The 16,883-nt window shown below is 62.9% G+C and carries 16 protein-coding genes and 1 tRNA gene; 13 read left to right on the plus strand and 4 right to left on the minus strand.

Going from position 1 to position 16,883, the window contains the following annotated elements:
- Position 1 precedes the first annotated feature (1 nt).
- From AC56LY_RS01930 to AC56LY_RS01955, 6 genes are all read left to right on the plus strand, one after another.
- On the plus strand, positions 2-1,636 hold the full coding sequence (locus tag AC56LY_RS01930) for a GNAT family N-acetyltransferase (protein WP_499576078.1): 1,635 nt from the start codon (positions 2-4) through the stop codon (positions 1,634-1,636).
- Positions 1,618-2,682 (plus strand): GNAT family N-acetyltransferase, encoded by a 1,065-nt coding sequence (locus AC56LY_RS01935; protein WP_499576080.1) that lies wholly within the window; start codon positions 1,618-1,620, stop codon positions 2,680-2,682. Before AC56LY_RS01930 ends, AC56LY_RS01935 begins: the two co-directional genes overlap by 19 nt.
- Before the next feature lie 22 nt (positions 2,683-2,704).
- On the plus strand, positions 2,705-3,940 hold the full coding sequence (locus AC56LY_RS01940; RefSeq protein WP_499576083.1) for a hypothetical protein: 1,236 nt from the start codon (positions 2,705-2,707) through the stop codon (positions 3,938-3,940).
- 22 nt (positions 3,941-3,962) lie between these two features.
- Positions 3,963-5,117 carry a glycosyltransferase family 4 protein gene (locus AC56LY_RS01945; RefSeq protein WP_499576086.1) on the plus strand — a complete coding sequence of 385 codons (1,155 nt, stop codon included), beginning with the start codon at positions 3,963-3,965 and terminating at the stop codon, positions 5,115-5,117.
- An 864-nt stretch (positions 5,118-5,981) separates the two neighbouring features.
- Positions 5,982-7,799, plus strand: coding sequence for a DUF4832 domain-containing protein (locus AC56LY_RS01950; protein ID WP_499576088.1), 1,818 nt, complete (start codon positions 5,982-5,984; stop codon positions 7,797-7,799).
- 212 nt (positions 7,800-8,011) lie between these two features.
- On the plus strand, positions 8,012-8,296 hold the full coding sequence (locus tag AC56LY_RS01955; RefSeq protein ID WP_499576091.1) for a hypothetical protein: 285 nt from the start codon (positions 8,012-8,014) through the stop codon (positions 8,294-8,296).
- A 129-nt stretch (positions 8,297-8,425) separates the two neighbouring features.
- Here the strand turns inward: AC56LY_RS01955 and AC56LY_RS01960 are convergent.
- Together AC56LY_RS01960 and ispB are read right to left on the minus strand one after the other, a co-directional pair.
- Positions 8,426-8,502 (minus strand) — tRNA-Pro (locus AC56LY_RS01960).
- Between the two features lie 53 nt (positions 8,503-8,555).
- Positions 8,556-9,485, minus strand: coding sequence for an octaprenyl diphosphate synthase (gene ispB / locus AC56LY_RS01965; RefSeq protein WP_499581915.1), 930 nt, complete (start codon positions 9,483-9,485; stop codon positions 8,556-8,558).
- 335 nt (positions 9,486-9,820) lie between these two features.
- Here ispB and rplU point away from each other — a divergent pair, with 335 nt between their 5' ends.
- From rplU to AC56LY_RS02000, 7 genes are all read left to right on the plus strand, one after another.
- On the plus strand, positions 9,821-10,132 hold the full coding sequence (gene rplU, locus AC56LY_RS01970) for a 50S ribosomal protein L21 (protein ID WP_183549341.1): 312 nt from the start codon (positions 9,821-9,823) through the stop codon (positions 10,130-10,132).
- A gap of 42 nt (positions 10,133-10,174) precedes the next feature.
- Entirely contained in the window at positions 10,175-10,456 is a 282-nt protein-coding gene (gene rpmA / locus AC56LY_RS01975) for a 50S ribosomal protein L27 (RefSeq protein ID WP_183549343.1), read from the plus strand.
- A 109-nt stretch (positions 10,457-10,565) separates the two neighbouring features.
- Positions 10,566-11,678, plus strand: a complete 1,113-nt coding sequence (gene cgtA / locus AC56LY_RS01980) for an Obg family GTPase CgtA (RefSeq protein WP_183549345.1) — start codon at positions 10,566-10,568, stop codon at positions 11,676-11,678.
- A gap of 3 nt (positions 11,679-11,681) precedes the next feature.
- A complete protein-coding gene (locus AC56LY_RS01985; protein ID WP_499576093.1) occupies positions 11,682-12,107 on the plus strand; it encodes a hypothetical protein in 426 nt (141 codons plus the stop codon).
- On the plus strand, positions 12,104-13,222 hold the full coding sequence (gene proB / locus AC56LY_RS01990; RefSeq protein ID WP_499576095.1) for a glutamate 5-kinase: 1,119 nt from the start codon (positions 12,104-12,106) through the stop codon (positions 13,220-13,222). The genes AC56LY_RS01985 and proB overlap by 4 nt, the downstream gene beginning before the upstream one ends.
- A 155-nt stretch (positions 13,223-13,377) precedes the next feature.
- The gene (locus AC56LY_RS01995; protein ID WP_499576097.1) at positions 13,378-14,952 is read left to right on the plus strand and encodes a methyl-accepting chemotaxis protein; all 1,575 of its coding nucleotides are present in this window, start codon (positions 13,378-13,380) and stop codon (positions 14,950-14,952) included.
- A gap of 73 nt (positions 14,953-15,025) precedes the next feature.
- Positions 15,026-15,403, plus strand: coding sequence for a nuclear transport factor 2 family protein (locus AC56LY_RS02000; protein ID WP_499576099.1), 378 nt, complete (start codon positions 15,026-15,028; stop codon positions 15,401-15,403).
- On the opposite strand, the gene nth is transcribed toward AC56LY_RS02000, so the two are convergent.
- Complete coding sequence (gene nth / locus AC56LY_RS02005) at positions 15,400-16,098, minus strand: endonuclease III (RefSeq protein WP_499576101.1); 699 nt, start codon at positions 16,096-16,098, stop codon at positions 15,400-15,402. The two genes, AC56LY_RS02000 and nth, sit on opposite strands and share 4 nt — an antisense overlap.
- A gap of 5 nt (positions 16,099-16,103) precedes the next feature.
- Entirely contained in the window at positions 16,104-16,781 is a 678-nt protein-coding gene (gene rsxB / locus AC56LY_RS02010; protein WP_499576103.1) for an electron transport complex subunit RsxB, read from the minus strand.
- Between the last annotated feature and the right edge of the window lie 102 nt (positions 16,782-16,883).

Raw genomic sequence — 16,883 nt, forward strand, 5'->3', positions numbered from 1 at the left:
CATGACGCTGCATCTGCTGACCGGCCCCGCCGCACTGGAACACATCCGCGCGCAGACGTTCATGACAGCGTGGATGGCGCTGCATGCCGCATGCCCGTGGGCGACTTCGTGCCAGCATCCGGATTTTGTCGTGCCCTGGTACGAGGTGTACCAGGCGCTGTTCGTGCCTGTGGTCGTGCTTCAGAAAACCGACGACGGCGCGCTGGTCGGCCTGTTGACACTGGCTCTGGACGAGAAGGGCCAGCGCCTCACTGGCGCCGGCGAGCGACACGCCGAATACCAGAGCTGGCTGCAGCCCCCGGAGGCTGGCGCAGCGTTCATCACGGCTGCGCTGTGCGCCATCCGCGCGCACTTGCCGCGCGCAGAACTCACGCTGCGCTACCTGCCGGCAGGCACACCGCTGTCCTGGCTCGATGCGTGGCGTGATGAAGCGCGCGCTGCGGGCCGGTGGTGCACGCTGCGCAGCGTGCGCCGGCCACTGATGCAGATCGATGCAGTCGCGATGCACCGGCAGCGCAATAAAAAAAATCACCGGCAGAACGTCAATCGCCTGGGCCGGCTGGGTGCGGTGCGGTTCGAGCAGATCACCGGGCATGACCATTTTTTGCGCGTGGTCGATGCCATCTGCGACCAGTACGATTTCAGGCAGGCGGCGCTGTTCCGGGCAAGGCCATTTGCACTCGATGCGGCAAAAAAACGGTTTTATATCGCACTGCATCGGCGTGGGCTGCTGCACGTGACGGTGCTCACGGTGGACGGCGAAATTGCCGCGTCCCACATCGGCCTCTTGAGCGCGGGCCGCGCCGTGCACCTGGGGATCAATACCTATCACCCGGCCACCGCCGCTCACTCACCAGGCAATTTATTGTTGGCCATGCTGGGCGTGCATCTCGCGGCGCAGCAGATGCCGTTGCTCGACCTGACGCCGGGCGGGGATGGGTACAAGGAGCATTTCGCGACCGGCCACGATCATGTTTCGGCACTAACGGTCCACCGCGACCTGCGCAGCTTTCTGCTAACGGCGGCGCGCCAGGGCCTGGTAGCCGCCGCCAAGTCACTGGCGACCAGAGCCGGCTTGCGCCACCATGACCTGCTCGCGATCGTGCAACGCGTTCGCACGTGGCGCCCGGCGCGCCTTGCCGCCGGGTGGCGACAGCGTCGGGTACGCCCCGCCGCCGTCTCGCGCATCCTTCGCCCCGGGCCTTCCCGCGCGGGCGCATGCACGCTGCTGCCGTCCCGGGACAGCGTGCCTGACGTGCTGCAATTTGACGCCGGTGGTACGCAATGGGCGTACTGCGCGTTCATGAACGCGGTCATGAAGCGGATGGAGCGCGCCGAGCATGTCTATAGTCTGGTCCGGGACAACCGGCTTGGCCTGTTGTGCTGGGCCAGAGACGACACGGCGGGCGCCGCCATCGTCCTGTCTGGCTTGTACGTGCATCGGCAATGCCGGCAGTCCGATCTGGTCGAAGGGTTTATCGCAGGCGTCGTGCAGGACGTCCGCCGCCGCGATCCGCATGCGGCAATTCATTACCACGGCAGCCTCTCCGCTGAACTCGACGAAAGCCTGGCGCGCTGTGGTTTCAGCCCGCTCAACCCCCAACAGGAGCAACCGCCATGCATGCAAGCGCATTGAGTTCCCCTGCCGACAGCATCACCTGCCACGTCGGGCAGATTCCGGCCGGTGTCGAAGAGGCGCTGGTGACGACCTACGCTTCGCTGCATTCGTCCCTGGCATTCTTCAAGGTGTTCAGGTCGATCGAAGGTGCCAGTTGTTACCTGGCCCATTGTGCCGGCGCACCCAGCACGGTCTTGCTGTTTACGTTCAGCGGTCACCGGATCGACGTCATCAACGAAATGATCGAGATCGGGCAGGCCGAGATGACGCGCTTCGTGGCGTATGTCTTCGCGCATTTTCCGCAGATCGACGTCATCAGTTTCAAGGCGCTCAAGACCCGGGCCCGAGAGCTCCCGTTCCCGGTGCAACAATACCGGGCCAAGGGCAGTTATGTCATCACGCTGCCCGCCACGCCCGAGGCCTACACGGCGCGCATCGGCAAGTCCACGCGCGCCAGCATCCACCAGGGCCGCAATGGTATCCGGCGCCACTTCCCGTCGTTCCAGTCGCGCTTTTTCGTCAACGACGACATCGACGAAGACCATATCCGGGCAATCGTGGCGTTGAGCGAACGAAAGATCAATGCCGGTGAGGCCGTGTTTTTCTACGACGTGGCGCGGCTTGTCCGGCTGGCAAGGGTGTGCGGGTTCGTGCACGTGATCCTGATCGACGGCCGCATCTGCGCCGGCTCCGTCAATTATCAGGTGGGCACCAGCTTCTTCGGCGACGCCATGGGTTACGACCCGCAGTATGAAAAATTCGGGCTTGGCAAATTGTGCGTCTACCTGACGATCTGCGAAAGCATCGTGCGCGGCGGAACCAGGTTCTATCTGGGCGGGGGCGTGTTCACCTTCAAGGAGCGCTTGCTGGGCGTGCCGTTCGACATGGACGAAGTGCATGTCTACCGTTCGTCCGCGAAGCTGCTGCGCCATATCGGCCATGCGATCGGCGTCACGCTGGCTGCCAGCATCCGCTCGGCCAAGCATCTGGTGCACCAGCACAAGCACGCGCCGTGGGCCCGGCTCGTGTCCAGGTCGTTCTACCTGTTGCAGCGCCGCAAGTGACGCTGTGCCGCATGGTGACCAGATGAAGCGCCTGTCAACAAAGCGGCGTCACTTGCTGCTGCGTGGCGCCGCCCTGGGCGCAGCGGCGGCGCTGTTGCCGGCCCCCCTTGGCGATGCGACGGGGTTCCAGCCACGACGCAGCAAGGTGGGGGGTATCAGGGCCGCTCTGGTGCCACCGTCCACCGTCAGCCTGGCCGACTACGGCGGTGTGCCTGGCGCGCGGGCGGCAGCACTGGTGCTGGCGTTTCGCCATGCGCTGGCCGATCTGGCCGGGCAGGGCGGCGGCACCTTGTTCGTCCCGCGCGGCATCTACGATTTCGGCCAGTGTGCCGACGCCGCCACGCTTGTCCTGTGCCGCGGCGCGCGTGACATCGCCATCTCGGCCTACGGCGCCCTGTTTATGGTCACGACGGCAGCCAATGTCATGCCCAATCTGTTTTACTTTTTCAATTTCCAGAACGTCACGATTGCCGGTGCCAGTTTCACCGATGCCGGATTCGATCCCCGGACCGACTGGCGCGGCATGGTGTGCGTCGGCCTGCAGGCGGATCAGCCTAGCCGTGACTTCACGATGGTCGATTGTTACGCCGAACGGGTCGTGAGTCTGCTCTCGTCGCATAACAACGCTGCCACGCAGCGCTTTCTGTCGAATATTCGTGTGCACGGCGAAGTGCGCCAGGCGTATTACGGTGTCGGCGCCAGTTTTATCAGGGAAAACGTCGATGTTGACCTGGTGTGCCACAACGTACGGCGGGGCATCATCGCGTCTGCGCTGCGCAATGCCGACATCCGCATGACGGTGTCCAGCACGGCGCATTGGCCTGGCAGCAATGGGTTGATCGCGCTGATCTGTGGTGGCGCGAGCGTGGGCAATGTGGAGAACGTCCGGGTCACGCTCGCGGCCTCGGGCGCGGGCATCCACGACAGCTACGTGCACTTCTACCACCAGGGCGATGAGCCTGGCGGCGCGATGCGCAATGTCGACGCCACGGTCCATCTCGCCACTGCCGATGCAGATGCCGGTGCCGGTGCCGGTGCCGCCACGATCCTGTTCCTGTTCGACCACGAAGCCCGCTTTGTCAAGGCAACCACTGCCCGGGTATGGGACGCGATCGCGCTGCACGGCACGATCAGCGGCAACTTCGATGGCCGCGTCGTAGCCAATCCATCGGCGAGCACCGCGCCCGGCACGGTCTGCCTTGATCGTAACCTGGCGCAGCAGGCGCGTTCCGGCCACATGCTGCTGCTGGTGCAATGAAACCCGGAGGCGATGGTCGACGATGCGCTTGCTGATTTATATTCACTCCCTCGAAAATGGCGGCGCCGAACGTGTGGTCGCCAACCTGGCCAACTACTGGGCGTCGCTCGGCTGGGCCGTCACGGTGGTGACCGTGGCCCCCCGGGCGTGTGATTTCTATGTGCTGGATCCTGGCGTGGGGCGCCACTGCCTCGACCTCACCGGCCACGGCAAAGGCGTGCTGGCCGGTGTCGTGCGAACGGTACGGCGCGCACGCGCACTGCGTCGGGTGCTGCGCGACGTGCAGCCCACTGTGGTCTTGTCTGCCATGCACACGGCCAATGTGGTGCTGGCGCTGGCGGCGCGAGGACTGCCTGGCGTGCGCACGGTCGGCTCCGAGCACAATTTTCCGCCCAAGGCGCCGATGGGCGTGATCTGGGAGACATTGCGGCGTCATACTTATGGCCACTTGCACGCCGTCGTCGCGCTGACCCACGAATGCGCACACTGGCTCGAACACCATTCGCACGCACGACGCGTTCCCGTGATTCCGAACCCTGTCGTGTGGCCGTTGTCGCAGCATGCACCGCAGGTCAGTCCCGCGATCTCATGCGCGCCCGGCCGGCAGGTCCTGCTGGGCGTCGGGCGGCTCAGCGAAGAGAAGAACTTCACGACCCTGATTGCGATTTTTGCCCGACTGGCACCCGCGCACCCGGACTGGGATCTCGTCATTCTCGGCGAGGGGCCGCAGCGTGCTGCGTTGACGGCGCAGGTTCAGGCCGGCGCACTGGCACAGCGCGTGTTCTTGCCGGGCAGTGTCGGCAATATCGGCGACTGGTATGCGCAGGCCAGTCTCTACGCGATGACTTCGCATTTCGAGGGGTTTCCGAATACGCTGGTCGAAGCCATGGCGCATGGCGTGCCGGCGGTGAGCTTTGACTGCGACACCGGTCCCCGCGACATCATCCGCCACGGAATCGATGGTCTGCTGGTGGCGCCAGGCGATGTCGATGGCATGGCATCCGCGCTGGATACCCTGATGCGTGACGCGTGCGCACGGGCAGCGTTCGCGCAGCGCGCCGTCGATGCGCGCGAGCGGTTCTCGATGGCCAAAATATCGCGCAGTTGGGAAGCAGTGTTCACCGGGTCGACGTACGTGCGAGGCGTCGATGCTGACGTTGACATGACCGCGCAGTGATCCACGCAGCTTCCTGATGCGCCAGAAGCAGTAACACCCTCTGTCATTCCCCGATCGGTCGATCCTTTGCCAGCCGCCACCTTGCGGAGGCTGCGTCACGTCCAAAATTTCCAAAATAAATGCACTTGATGCAATGTTGCATCGTCTCAGTTTTCTCGAAGAAAAATATTTTGGGAACTTATTTGCTTAAGGCATCTCCAACGCCAGTGTTTGAATTTTTAAGAGGCACTTTTCTGACACACGCCAAAGGTTGGGGCTGAACTTTTGCCAGTCAATGCACGTGGTCGACTTGCCATAAAGTGAACTCCAGAACTTTTTTTCAAGGAAAATTTTTTTTAATTCTTGGAACCAATCGATTTGAGGAAACTCAAACGGTTCCTTGATTCCAGGAAATTAGGAGATGCCATGATCGATAGCACGTTGTTGTAGTCACGGAAGACCCGGTAGGGGATTTCTGTGTGCGCTCTCTCGCGTCATGTAGTGGGAAGACAAATCTGTCTTCTCGTCGCCGGTTGACCACCATAGCGCCTGCTCGGCGCTTCCCCGTTACTAGCTGATCACCATTCAGACAGCTAGTCCTTTCAGCAGGTCCTGCGGATATCCCTGCATGCCCATTCGGGCGGCAGCGGGATTGTCACGCTCTCTGTCTGCGGATGTTCCCTGCCACTTGCGCTGCAAGCGGCGGCTGGATCGTCACGCGCCGGTTGTTGGATTTTTATATAAAGCGATTATCAAATGTCACAGGTTCACATCACTTCCATCCCTTCCATCCGTCGTCCTGTCGGACTCGCACTGCTGTGCGCCGGACTCATTTCCAGCCCGGTGCTGATGTCGGCTGCTGCCGCTGCGCCGATGGCGTCAGCCATGATCACTGCAGGGCCGACGACGGCAAGCAGTGACGGCGCCAATGTCAGCATCCGCATCCGCTATGCGGGCACGCCGACCTGGGTGCGCGTGTTCATCGATAACGACGCCGTCACCACGACCGGTTATGCCTATAACGGCGTCGGCGCCGGCTACATGGTCGAGAACGGCCGTCTGTATCGCTACAGCGGCAGCAATGGCGCATGGGCCTGGACCTTCGTCAAAACCGTCCCGTACGTGCGGGCCAATAACGAGGCGACGATGACCGTGACCCGTGCCGACCTGGGCGGCGCCACTGATATCAGCGTCATTACCCAGACCGATCCGCCAGCACAGCTCTCACCGATCCTGAAACTGTCGATCATCAAGGCGACGCCGACGCCAACGCCGACGCCAACGCCAACGCCAACCCCGACGCCCACGCCGACCCCGACGCCCACGCCCACGCCGACGCCGACGCCAACGCCAACCCCGACGCCAACCCCGACGCCGACGCCAACGCCAACGCCAACGCCAACGCCAACCCCGGGCACCACGGTCCCTGTGAACTACACGGCCAGCACGGCGGTGATCACCAACCCGGAACGCGGCTTTTATCGCCACGTCGGCTGTGAAACACCGCTGAGCCAATCGCAACTGACGAGCTTCCGTACCTCGGGCGGCGAATCGCTGATGCTGTGCGTGTTCTATCTGCGCAGCTTCGTCAATGCCCCGATCAGCCAGTCCACGCTCAATCTGTTCCAGCAACAGATGGACACGGTGCGCAAGGCTGGCCTGAAAGCCATCATCCGCTTCGCCTACAACGACAACAACTCGCCGGTCGATGCGACCCCGGCGATGGTCAACACCCACCTGACACAGCTGGCGCCGTACCTGACGGCCAACAAGGACATCATCGCCGTCGTACAGGCCGGCCTGATCGGTGCGTGGGGAGAGTGGGGCAACACCAACAACTATGGCGACAGCTACAACATGACCGCCAAAAACATTGCCGACCGCAAATCGGTGGTCGACAAGCTGCTGCAAGTGGTGCCCGCCGAACGCATGGTGCAGTTGCGTATGCCCCTGTTCAAAACCAAGCTGTATACCCCGACCGCCCTGACCGCGAGCGAGGCCTACAACGGTTCGGCCAAGGCACGCCTGGGTCACCACAACGATTGCTTCCTGTCCAACGCATCGGACTACGGCACCTACATCAATCCATCGGTGGAGTTCCCGTACCTGGCCGCCGAGACGAACTATGTCCCGTCGGGCGGCGAGACCTGCAATTACGCGCCGCCGCGCAGCGATTGCCCCACCGCGCTTGCCGAAATGGGCCGCTTCCACTGGTCGTATCTGAATCTGGACTACAACACGACGGTGCTGAACAACTGGAAAACGCAGGGCTGCTTCACCCAGGTCAAGCAGAAACTGGGCTACCGCTTCGTGCTCAAGAGCGGCGCGTTCTCGCGCACGGCAAAACCGGGCGGCGGCTTCGTCGTCAACCTGCAGCTGCAGAACGAGGGCTGGTCGGCGCCATTCAACAGCCGCGACGTGGAACTGGTGCTGCGCAACACGGCGAGCGGCGCAAACTACCGGGTCAAGCTGGCAACGGACCCGCGCCATTGGCTGTCGAACCAGACCGTGACGATCAACCAGACCGTGGCGCTGCCGGCCAATATGCCAGCCGGTTCCTACGCCGTGCTGCTGAACCTGCCGGATCCACAGGCATCGCTGCGCGACCGGCCGGAGTACGCGATCCAGCTGGCCAACAGCAACACCTGGGAAGCATCGACCGGGTTCAACAATCTGCAGCACACGGTTGGCGTCGCGCCATAAGCAGCATGAGCAGCATCGCGGCCTGATACCGAAAGGCAGGCAATAAAAAAGCCAGACCGGGTTGCCGGTCTGGCTTTTCTTGCGTGGCCGACGGTGCTGAATTTGTCGGCGGCGGCAGGCGCCTGAACGTCGGCGTCACGGCACTGGTGTAGACTGGCAGCTTGTGTCTGATCGCCCGCATCAGACCACCTTTCAGACCAGGACAGCACACGATGAACAGTTTTGCCTCATGGCAGGCACGGGCGACGGAATACAGCGCCACCAGAAAGCGTGAAACCGTGTTGTTTCTGGCGTATGAAGCGGCGTCGGCATCTGAGGCCACTGCCGCAGGCTTTGAATTGATGGGAACGACCTGGGACGCCAATGGCGTCGAGGTCAAGGCGTATAAATCGAAGCCGCCGGGCGTGCCGGAATTCGGGTGTGTCGTTTGCGGTAAAAATTCGCAGTATTACCATGGCGTGTATTGCTGCGGAAGGAAACGGGTTCTGATGCTGTGAACGCTGCAATCGCAGCATGACGACAACCACAACGTGACGCGGCCCGGTATCGCGCAGGACGACCACTGATCCATGCATGGACAAATAAAAAGCCAGACCGGCTGACGCCTCGTCTGGCTTTTTGTTGTCTGGTCGGGGTGAGAGGATTCGAACCTCCGGCCTCTACGTCCCGAACGTAGCGCTCTACCGGGCTAAGCTACACCCCGACGGTTCGGGATGTACGTACAGCCACCCCGGGATGGTCGTAATATAAAAGCGCTTAGTGGTTCCTGTCAACGGCGAAGCTGCTCAGTTGCAGCAGGCTGTTCTTGAACACGCTGTCGGGCAAGCCGGCAATCGCTTCGGACGCCCGGCGCGCTGCCTGTTCGGCCTGCGCCCGCGTGTAGTCGAGCGCGCCACTTGACGTCACGGCGGCCAGCACGGCGTCGAATTGCGCTTCATCGCCTTGCTCGATGCAGCTGCGCACCAGTTCACGCTGTTCCTGCGTGCCATGTTCCATCAGCCAGATCAGGGGCAGGGTAGGCTTGCCTTCGCGCAGGTCGTCCCCCAGGTTCTTGCCGATCTCGGCGGCGTCGCCGGCGTAGTCGAGCACGTCGTCGATCAGCTGGAACGCGGTGCCCAGCGAGCGGCCGTATTCACCGGCTGCCGCGATCTGTGCATCATTCGCGCCGGCGATCAGCGCGCCCAGTTCGGCTGCGGCTTCGAACAGCTTGGCGGTCTTGGAGCGGATCACGAGCAGGTAGCTCGCTTCGGTGACGTCCGGATCGTGCATGTTCAGCAGTTGCAGCACTTCGCCTTCGGCGATCACGTTGGTGGCGTCGGACAAGATCTGCATGATGCGCATGCTGTCCAGGCCAACCATCATCTGGAACGCACGCGAATAGAGGAAGTCGCCCACCAGCACCGAGGCGGCGTTGCCGAACAGCGCGTTGGCGGTCTGGCGGCCACGGCGCATCGACGATTCGTCGACGACGTCGTCATGCAGCAGCGTGGCGGTGTGGATGAATTCGACGACGGCGGCCAGCTCGTGGTGCGCGGTGCCCCGGTAGCCGTAGGCGTTGGCCAGCAGCAGTACCAGTACCGGACGGATGCGCTTGCCGCCGGCACTGATGATGTACTCGGCGATCTGGTTGACCAGCGTGACTTCGGAATGCAGCCGCTGGCGGATCACCGTGTTGACGGCCTCCATATCGGGCGCGATCGACTGGACGATGGTGTTCTGTTGGGCGTGTTGGGTAGCGGCTGACAAGGCTGACCTGCGTGAGCGTTGGGTTAACTATAAGAGTGGGGCGATTATACGTCATGGGAGGGGGAACCGTCGGGCTGACGGGGACGCATTCGCCGCAAGGCGGGTCAGGCTTACGCTGGCATCGATGCACGCCGTGAACAGGGCGTTGAATGCCTTTGACGCAGTGCCTGCACTTATGTATAATCCTCTGTTCCCCGGCTTAAGAATAGTTCAGCGTCACAAGCGCAGGACGACGCGCCGAGGGGTTCTTTTAACATTTGATGAGGTTTCAAATCATGTACGCGGTCATAAAAACCGGTGGCAAGCAATACAAAGTTGTCGCTGGTGAAAAACTTAAAGTAGAACAGATACCGGCAGACATTGGTTCCGAACTCACGATCGATCAGGTCCTCGCCCTCGGCGAAGGCGAAAGCATCAAGTTTGGTGCTCCGCTGGTCGAAGGTGCAACGGTGCTGGTGAAAGTGGTTTCGCAGGGTCGCCACGACAAAGTGCGTATCTTCAAGATGCGTCGTCGTAAGCACTACCAGAAGCGTATGGGCCATCGCCAAAACTTCACCGAAATCCAGATCGTTTCGATCAACGGCTAATCCCCGTTCCGGTTCCCAGCAACGTCATCCAGGAGTAAATAAATGGCACACAAAAAAGGCGGCGGTACTACCCGCAACGGCCGTGACTCAGAAAGCAAGCGCCTTGGCGTGAAAGTCTACGGCGGCCAGGCAGTCAATGCCGGCGGCATCATCATTCGTCAGCGCGGCACCCCAGTGCGCGCCGGCACCGGCGTCGGTACGGGCAAGGATCACACCCTGTTCGCGCTGGTCACTGGCACCGTCAAGTTCGTCAAGCAAGGCGTGGGCTCGAAGCAATTCGTGACCGTCGTTGCTAACGAAGCAGCGGAAGCAGTCGCAGCGTAATTGCGCATTTCGCGCCGCTTTCGAGCGGCGCTTCTTTGCAAGGCGCAAGCCTTCCATCGAAAGGCTCTGCCCACGGTAGGGCCTTTTTAGTTTTTAAGCGGTCACAATCATGAAGTTTATCGACGAAGCAAAAATTGAAGTCATCGGAGGCGACGGCGGCAACGGATGCGCCTCGTTCCGGCGCGAAAAGTTCCGCCCATTTGGCGGTCCCGACGGCGGCGATGGCGGCACGGGCAGTTCGATCTTTGTGGTTGCCGACCGCAACGTCAACACGCTGGTCGACTTTCGCTATTCGAAAGTCCACACCGGCAAGCACGGCGAACCGGGCCGCGGCTCGGATTGCTACGGCAAGGGTGCCGAAGACATCTATATGCGCATGCCGGTCGGCACGCTCATCATCGACGATGTCAATGGCGAAATCATTGCCGACCTGACCGAACATGGCCAGACCGAACTGCTCGCCAAAGGCGGCGAGGGCGGCTGGGGCAATATCCACTTTAAAAGTTCGACCAACCGCGCCCCGCGTCAAAAGACCGAAGGCAAGGAAGGCGAGCGTCGTACGTTGCGCCTGGAACTGAAAGTCCTTGCGGATGTGGGCCTGCTGGGCATGCCGAACGCCGGTAAGTCGACCTTCATCACCGCCGTCTCGAACGCGCGTCCGAAGATCGCTGATTACCCGTTCACCACCCTGCACCCGAACCTGGGTGTGGTGCGCGTGTCGCACGAGAAAAGCTTTGTCGTGGCCGACATTCCGGGCCTGATCGAAGGCGCCGCCGAAGGTGCGGGCCTGGGTCACCAGTTCCTGCGTCACTTGGCGCGCACCGGCTTGCTGCTGCACATCGTCGACCTGTCGTCGTTCGAAGCCAACATCGATCCGGTCAAGGAAGCCAAGGCCCTGATCAAGGAACTCGAAAAGTACGACGAAGAGCTGCTGAACAAGCCACGCTGGCTCGTACTCAACAAGCTTGACGTACTCGACGAAGCCGAGCGCAAGAAGCGCGTCAAGGACATGATCAAGCGCCTGGCCTGGAAGGGTCCGGTGTTCGAGATTTCGGCGCTGAACCGCGAAGGTTGCCAGGAACTGATCAACGCGATCTACCTGCACCTCGAAGAAAAGCGCCACGCCGAGCACCGCGCCGAAGAAACCGCGATGACCGAAGAAGCGCGCGGCATTTCGTCGATCGATCCGGACGATCCACGCTTCAAGATTCTCGAAGACTGACCCTTGGCCGGCAGCGCTCCTCAGCCCCTGAGCTGGTCGCGTGCCTGGCTGCGCGGCCAACTGCTGCAGCTGGTCGCGACCGTCAGTTCGCTGGCCGCGCTGGCGGCATTGCTCGATCCCGACCGTATTGCGTCGGCGATGGGCCTGTTTCTCGTTGGCGTGAATGGCTACAGCCAGTTCTACGCCATCTATGTGGGCGTCCGCCTCGCTACCGCGGGGTTGGCGCTGTTGGCGGCCAGGCACGGCGACCAGCCGATCCTGGGCGACCTGACTGCCCTGTTCCTCCTGGCCCAGCCGGCCGGCCGCCTTGCCGCGGCCTTCGCGATCGGCTTGCCCACGGGGGTATTATTCGCTGTCTGCGCGGTTGAACTGCTGGCAGGACTTTCCCTGCTCGCATTGCGTCCGCGGGGAAAATTCCTGTCGCCATGAACTCCGCCCTCCAACAAGCTTCCCGCATCATCGTCAAGGTCGGCTCCTCCCTCGTCACGGACGAGGGCAGGGGGCTGGACCATACCGCCATTGCCCGCTGGGCATCCCAGATTGCCGCGCTGCGCGCCCTTGGCAAGGACGTCGTCCTGGTCAGCTCGGGCGCCATTGCCGAAGGCATGTTGCGCCTGGGCTTTGCAAAGCGCCCGCACGACATCCACGAACTGCAGGCGTGCGCCGCCTGCGGCCAGATGGGCCTGGCGCAAATCTATGAAACGAGCTTTCGCGCGCACGGCGTGCAGACGGCCCAGGTGCTGCTCACGCATGCCGACCTGGCCGACCGCGAACGCTACCTGAACGCGCGCTCGACGCTGACCACCTTGCTGCGCCTGAAGGTGGTCCCGATCATCAACGAGAACGATACCGTCGTCACCGACGAGATCAAGTTTGGCGACAACGACACCCTGGGTGCACTGGTGGCCAACCTGATCGAGGCCGATGCGCTCGTCATCCTGACCGACCAGCCGGGCCTGTACTCGAGCGACCCGCGCAAGCATCCCGATGCGCGCCTGATCGAACAGGCCCAGGCCGGTGACGTGGCACTGGAAAGCATGGCGGGCGGCGCCGGCAGCAGCATCGGCAGCGGCGGTATGCTGACCAAGGTACTGGCGGCCAAGCGCGCCGCGCGTTCTGGCGCGCACACCGTCATTGCCTGGGGGCGCGAGCCGGATGTCCTTACCCGTCTTGCCAATGGCGAAGCGATCGGCACGCAATTGCTGGCCCCGACCGGCCGCCTGACGGCGCGCCGCCAGTGGATGGTCGACCATCTGCACACGACCGGTGAAGTCGTCATCGACGCCGGCGCCGCAGCCAAGCTCACGCGCGAGGGCAAATCGCTGCTGCCGATCGGCGTCATCGCCGTCAAGGGTGAGTTCGGCCGTGGCCAGGTGGTTACCTGTGTCGATGAAGCGGGCAAGGCGCTGGCGCGCGGACTGACCAATTACGCCAGCGGTGAAGTGCGGCGCATCATGCGTCATTCGTCGACCGAGATCGAGCGTATCCTGGGCTTCGTCGAAGGCCCTGAGCTCATCCATCGCGACAATATGGTCTTGCTGTAGACAGCGAGCACTAACCAACCGGCTGTTGCGTCAATCTGACGTAACGGCGGGTTTGTATCCCAAATCGTCCAAAAATATTGCTGTATGGATTCAAGCGTTGGGCTTGGATATACACTGCGTTTAAGCGCGTCGTGCGTATATTCAGGATGTCCACCATGAAATTGAGTCGCAAATTACCACTGGGTTTCGCCGCCGTCACCCTGCTCGTCGCCTGCGCAGGCTTCTTCGGCATGGCGCAGATGAACAGCTCGGTCAATACCTACCGCCAGGCGGTGGTCACCGAAGGCCAGGCGCAGCAGGTGCAGGCATTGCTGTCCCATTTCCGCAAGCAGGTTCAGGAGTGGAAGAACACCCTGCTGCGTGGCAAGCAGGAAAGCGAACGCGTGAAATACTGGAACGCGTTCCAGAAAAATGAAACGGAAGTGGCGCAACAGGTCAAGGCCTTGCTGGACGCCATGCCGGAAGGCGAGGTCCGTACGCTGGTCACGCAGTTCGGCGCGGCGCACGCGACCATGGGTGCGGATTTCCGCCGTGGCTACCAGGATTTCGAAGCGGCAGGTTTCGATGCTGCCGCTGGCGATGTCGCCGTCAAGGGGAAGGACCGTGCCCCGGCCGAGCTGCTGGTGCAGGCCGAAGAAAAGATGTCGGCCGTCAGCCTGGCCACTGCGGCCGAGGCCGATGCGGTGGGCAAGCGGGCCACGCTGCTCAGCTACAGCCTGATGCTGCTGGGCGCCGTGGTGGCCGTCATCGCTGGCGTGCTGGTGTCGCGCTCGATCACGCGGCCGCTTGATGAAGCGGTCGAGGCAGCGCGCAGCGTGGCAGCGGGCGACTTGCGCACCGCGATCACCGTGCGCAGCAACGATGAAACGGGCCAGTTGCTGATGGCGTTGAAGGACATGTCGGCCAGCCTGCAGCGCATCGTGCTCGAAGTGCGGGGCGGCGCCGAGACCATTGCGGTGGCGTCTGGCGAAATCGCGCAGGGCAATCTCGACCTGTCCGCGCGCACTGAGCGCCAGGCCGGCGCGCTGGAAGAGACGGCGTCGTCGATGGAAGAACTGACGTCGACCGTCATCCAGAACGCCGACAACGCGCGCCAGGCCAGTGTACTGGCCGTGTCGGCCTGCGATGTGGCGGTCAAGGGCGGCCAGGTGGTCGAGCAGGTGGTGGGCACGATGGCTTCGATCAGCGCGTCGTCGCGCAAGATCACCGATATCATCGGCGTTATCGACAGCATCGCGTTCCAGACCAATATCCTGGCGCTCAATGCAGCGGTCGAAGCGGCGCGCGCCGGCGAGCAGGGCCGTGGCTTTGCGGTCGTGGCGGGCGAGGTGCGCATTCTCGCGCAGCGCTCAGCCACGGCGGCGAAAGAAATCAAGGACCTGATCGGTGAATCGGTGGCCTGTGTGGAAACCGGCGACCGGCTGGCCGGTGAAGCGGGCGTGACCATGGGCGAGATCCTGACCAGCGTGCGCGGCGTGATGGACATCATCACCGAGATCAGCGCTGCCAGCAGCGAGCAGAGCCAGGGCATCTCCCAGGTCAACCAGGCCGTTACCGAAATGGATGTCACGACCCAGCAGAATGCGGCGCTGGTCGAGCAGGCCGCCGCCGCCGCGCAGTCGCTGCGCGAGCAGACGGTGGCGCTGACCGAAGTAGTCAGCGTGTTCAAGGTCGAAGAGCCGATCGACGCTGTGGCGCCGCCTCGTACCAAACTGGCCCTGGCTGCTTGACACGGACCGGGCGCGCGGTAAGATGCCAGCGCGCCCGTATTGCCGGGATTGGCCCGGCAACCGGTGGCGCAACATGCCGATCCCCACTTCAATGACGCCACTTTCCCCTTCCGCCGTGGTCCAGGCGCAGCTTGACGCCTACAACGCCAAAGACCTTGATGCGCTGATGCGCACCTACGCGCCGGATGCGGCGCAGTTCGCGCTGCACGGCGACCTGCTGGCCCGTGGCCACGACCAGATCCGGCCGCGCTACGCACAGCGTTTCCTGGAGCCGGACCTGCATGCACGGCTGCTGTCGCGCACGGTGCTGGGCAGTTTCGTCACCGACCTCGAGATCGTGACGCGCAATTTTCCGGAAGGGCAGGGTACGGTCGAGATGCTGTGCGTCTACGAAGTGGTGGACGGGCGCATCGTGCGCGCCTCGTTCGCGACCGGCGAGACGCGGATTTAAGTGGCTGCAGGTATGGCTGCCTCGGCTGCCGCGACAGCAGCCGGCTCGAGTACGCCGCTCGGTGCCGGTGTCTTGTCCTTGAACTCACACAGGTCGGCAATCAGGCAATTCCAGCATTTCGGCTTGCGCGCTACGCAGGTGTAGCGCCCGTGCAGGATCAGCCAGTGATGGGCGTCATGCAGGAATTCCTTCGGCACGAACTTCAGCAGCTTCTGTTCGACGATGTCGACGTTCTTGCCCGGCGCGATCCTGGTGCGATTCGAGACGCGGAAGATGTGCGTGTCGACGGCCATCGTCGGTTCGCCAAAGGCTGTGTTGAGCACGACATTCGCCGTCTTGCGCCCGACGCCCGGCAGCGCTTCGAGCGCTTCACGCACGGGCGGCACTTCACCACCATGCTGCTCTACCAGGATCTGGCAGGTCGCAATCACGTTCTTGGCCTTCGTGTTGTACAGGCCAATGGTCGCGATATAGGTCTTGAGCTCATCGATGCCCAGGTCGAGGATCGCCTGCGGCGTGTTCGCCACCGGGAACAAACGGCGCATGGCCTTGTTCACGCCGACGTCGGTCGACTGGGCCGACAGCAGCACGGCAATCAATAGCTCGAACGGGGTCGAAAATTCCAGCTCGGTGGTGGGCGTCGGGTTGGCGGCGCGAAAGCGCGTAAAAATTTCGTAGCGTTTGGCGGAATTCATGCAGGTCAGGTGGGGTCGGTGTTGCCGGCGGCTTTCAGGCGCGCGCGTTCCATGGCGGCGGCGATGATCGCGCGCTTTCGCTCTTTTTCCGCCAGCTCTTCAGGGGTATTGGTGGCTTCGGCCGTGACTTCCCGCAGTTTTTGCACGGCCTTGGCGGCCAGGCGCGCGTCGTTCTCGTCGCGCTCGCGGCGCAGACGCGCTTCGCGGAAGTCGTGGCGGCTGCGCGCCGCGTCGGCGGCCGTTTGAGTCCAGGCATCCCAGCCGGTGCGCTCGCCCGTGACCGGTACCATCGCGATGCAATCCACCGGGCAGGGCGCCACGCACAGGTCGCAGCCGGTGCACAGGCTCGGCAGAATCGTATGCATCTGCTTGGCTGCGCCCAGGATCGCATCGACGGGACACGCCTGGATGCACAGCGTGCAACCGATGCACAGTGCCTCGTCGATGAAGGCTACCGGGCGCGGCCGCTCGAGGCCATTGGCCGGATTGATCGGGATGACAGCGCGGCCCGTGGCAGCGGCCAGGCGGCGCACGCCTTCCATGCCGCCGGGCGGGCACTGGTTGATGTCGGCTTCGCCGCTGGCGATCGCTTCTGCATATGGCCGGCACGCAGGATAGCCGCACTTGGTGCACTGGGTCTGCGGCAGCAGGTCTTCGAGCCGGTCGGCGAGGGGTTTGGTCACGGTGTGTCGGATCTGGTAAAGCCGACATTATCCGCCAAAATGCCGGGCGCTGCGGTGAAACCCGGCGCGCCAGCATGGCATGGAAACGGGTGGATCACGTGC

This window comes from Telluria sp. ZT3P25 (assembly GCF_059685895.1).

What these genes read in the sequence shown, in the direction of transcription:
- AC56LY_RS01955 (WP_499576091.1), top strand. Translation starts at nt 8,012, where the DNA reads ATGAACAGTTTTGCCTCATGGCAGGCACGGGCGACGGAATACAGCGCC.
- rplU (WP_183549341.1), top strand. Translation starts at nt 9,821, where the DNA reads ATGTACGCGGTCATAAAAACCGGTGGCAAGCAATACAAAGTTGTCGCT.
- rpmA (WP_183549343.1), top strand. Translation starts at nt 10,175, where the DNA reads ATGGCACACAAAAAAGGCGGCGGTACTACCCGCAACGGCCGTGACTCA.
- AC56LY_RS02000 (WP_499576099.1), top strand. Translation starts at nt 15,026, where the DNA reads ATGCCGATCCCCACTTCAATGACGCCACTTTCCCCTTCCGCCGTGGTC.
- AC56LY_RS01930 (WP_499576078.1), top strand. Translation starts at nt 2, where the DNA reads ATGACGCTGCATCTGCTGACCGGCCCCGCCGCACTGGAACACATCCGC.
- AC56LY_RS01935 (WP_499576080.1), top strand. Translation starts at nt 1,618, where the DNA reads ATGCATGCAAGCGCATTGAGTTCCCCTGCCGACAGCATCACCTGCCAC.
- nth (WP_499576101.1), bottom strand. Translation starts at nt 16,098, where the DNA reads ATGAATTCCGCCAAACGCTACGAAATTTTTACGCGCTTTCGCGCCGCC.
- ispB (WP_499581915.1), bottom strand. Translation starts at nt 9,485, where the DNA reads ATGGAGGCCGTCAACACGGTGATCCGCCAGCGGCTGCATTCCGAAGTC.
- AC56LY_RS01945 (WP_499576086.1), top strand. Translation starts at nt 3,963, where the DNA reads ATGCGCTTGCTGATTTATATTCACTCCCTCGAAAATGGCGGCGCCGAA.
- AC56LY_RS01950 (WP_499576088.1), top strand. Translation starts at nt 5,982, where the DNA reads ATGATCACTGCAGGGCCGACGACGGCAAGCAGTGACGGCGCCAATGTC.
- proB (WP_499576095.1), top strand. Translation starts at nt 12,104, where the DNA reads ATGAACTCCGCCCTCCAACAAGCTTCCCGCATCATCGTCAAGGTCGGC.
- cgtA (WP_183549345.1), top strand. Translation starts at nt 10,566, where the DNA reads ATGAAGTTTATCGACGAAGCAAAAATTGAAGTCATCGGAGGCGACGGC.
- AC56LY_RS01940 (WP_499576083.1), top strand. Translation starts at nt 2,705, where the DNA reads ATGAAGCGCCTGTCAACAAAGCGGCGTCACTTGCTGCTGCGTGGCGCC.
- AC56LY_RS01995 (WP_499576097.1), top strand. Translation starts at nt 13,378, where the DNA reads ATGAAATTGAGTCGCAAATTACCACTGGGTTTCGCCGCCGTCACCCTG.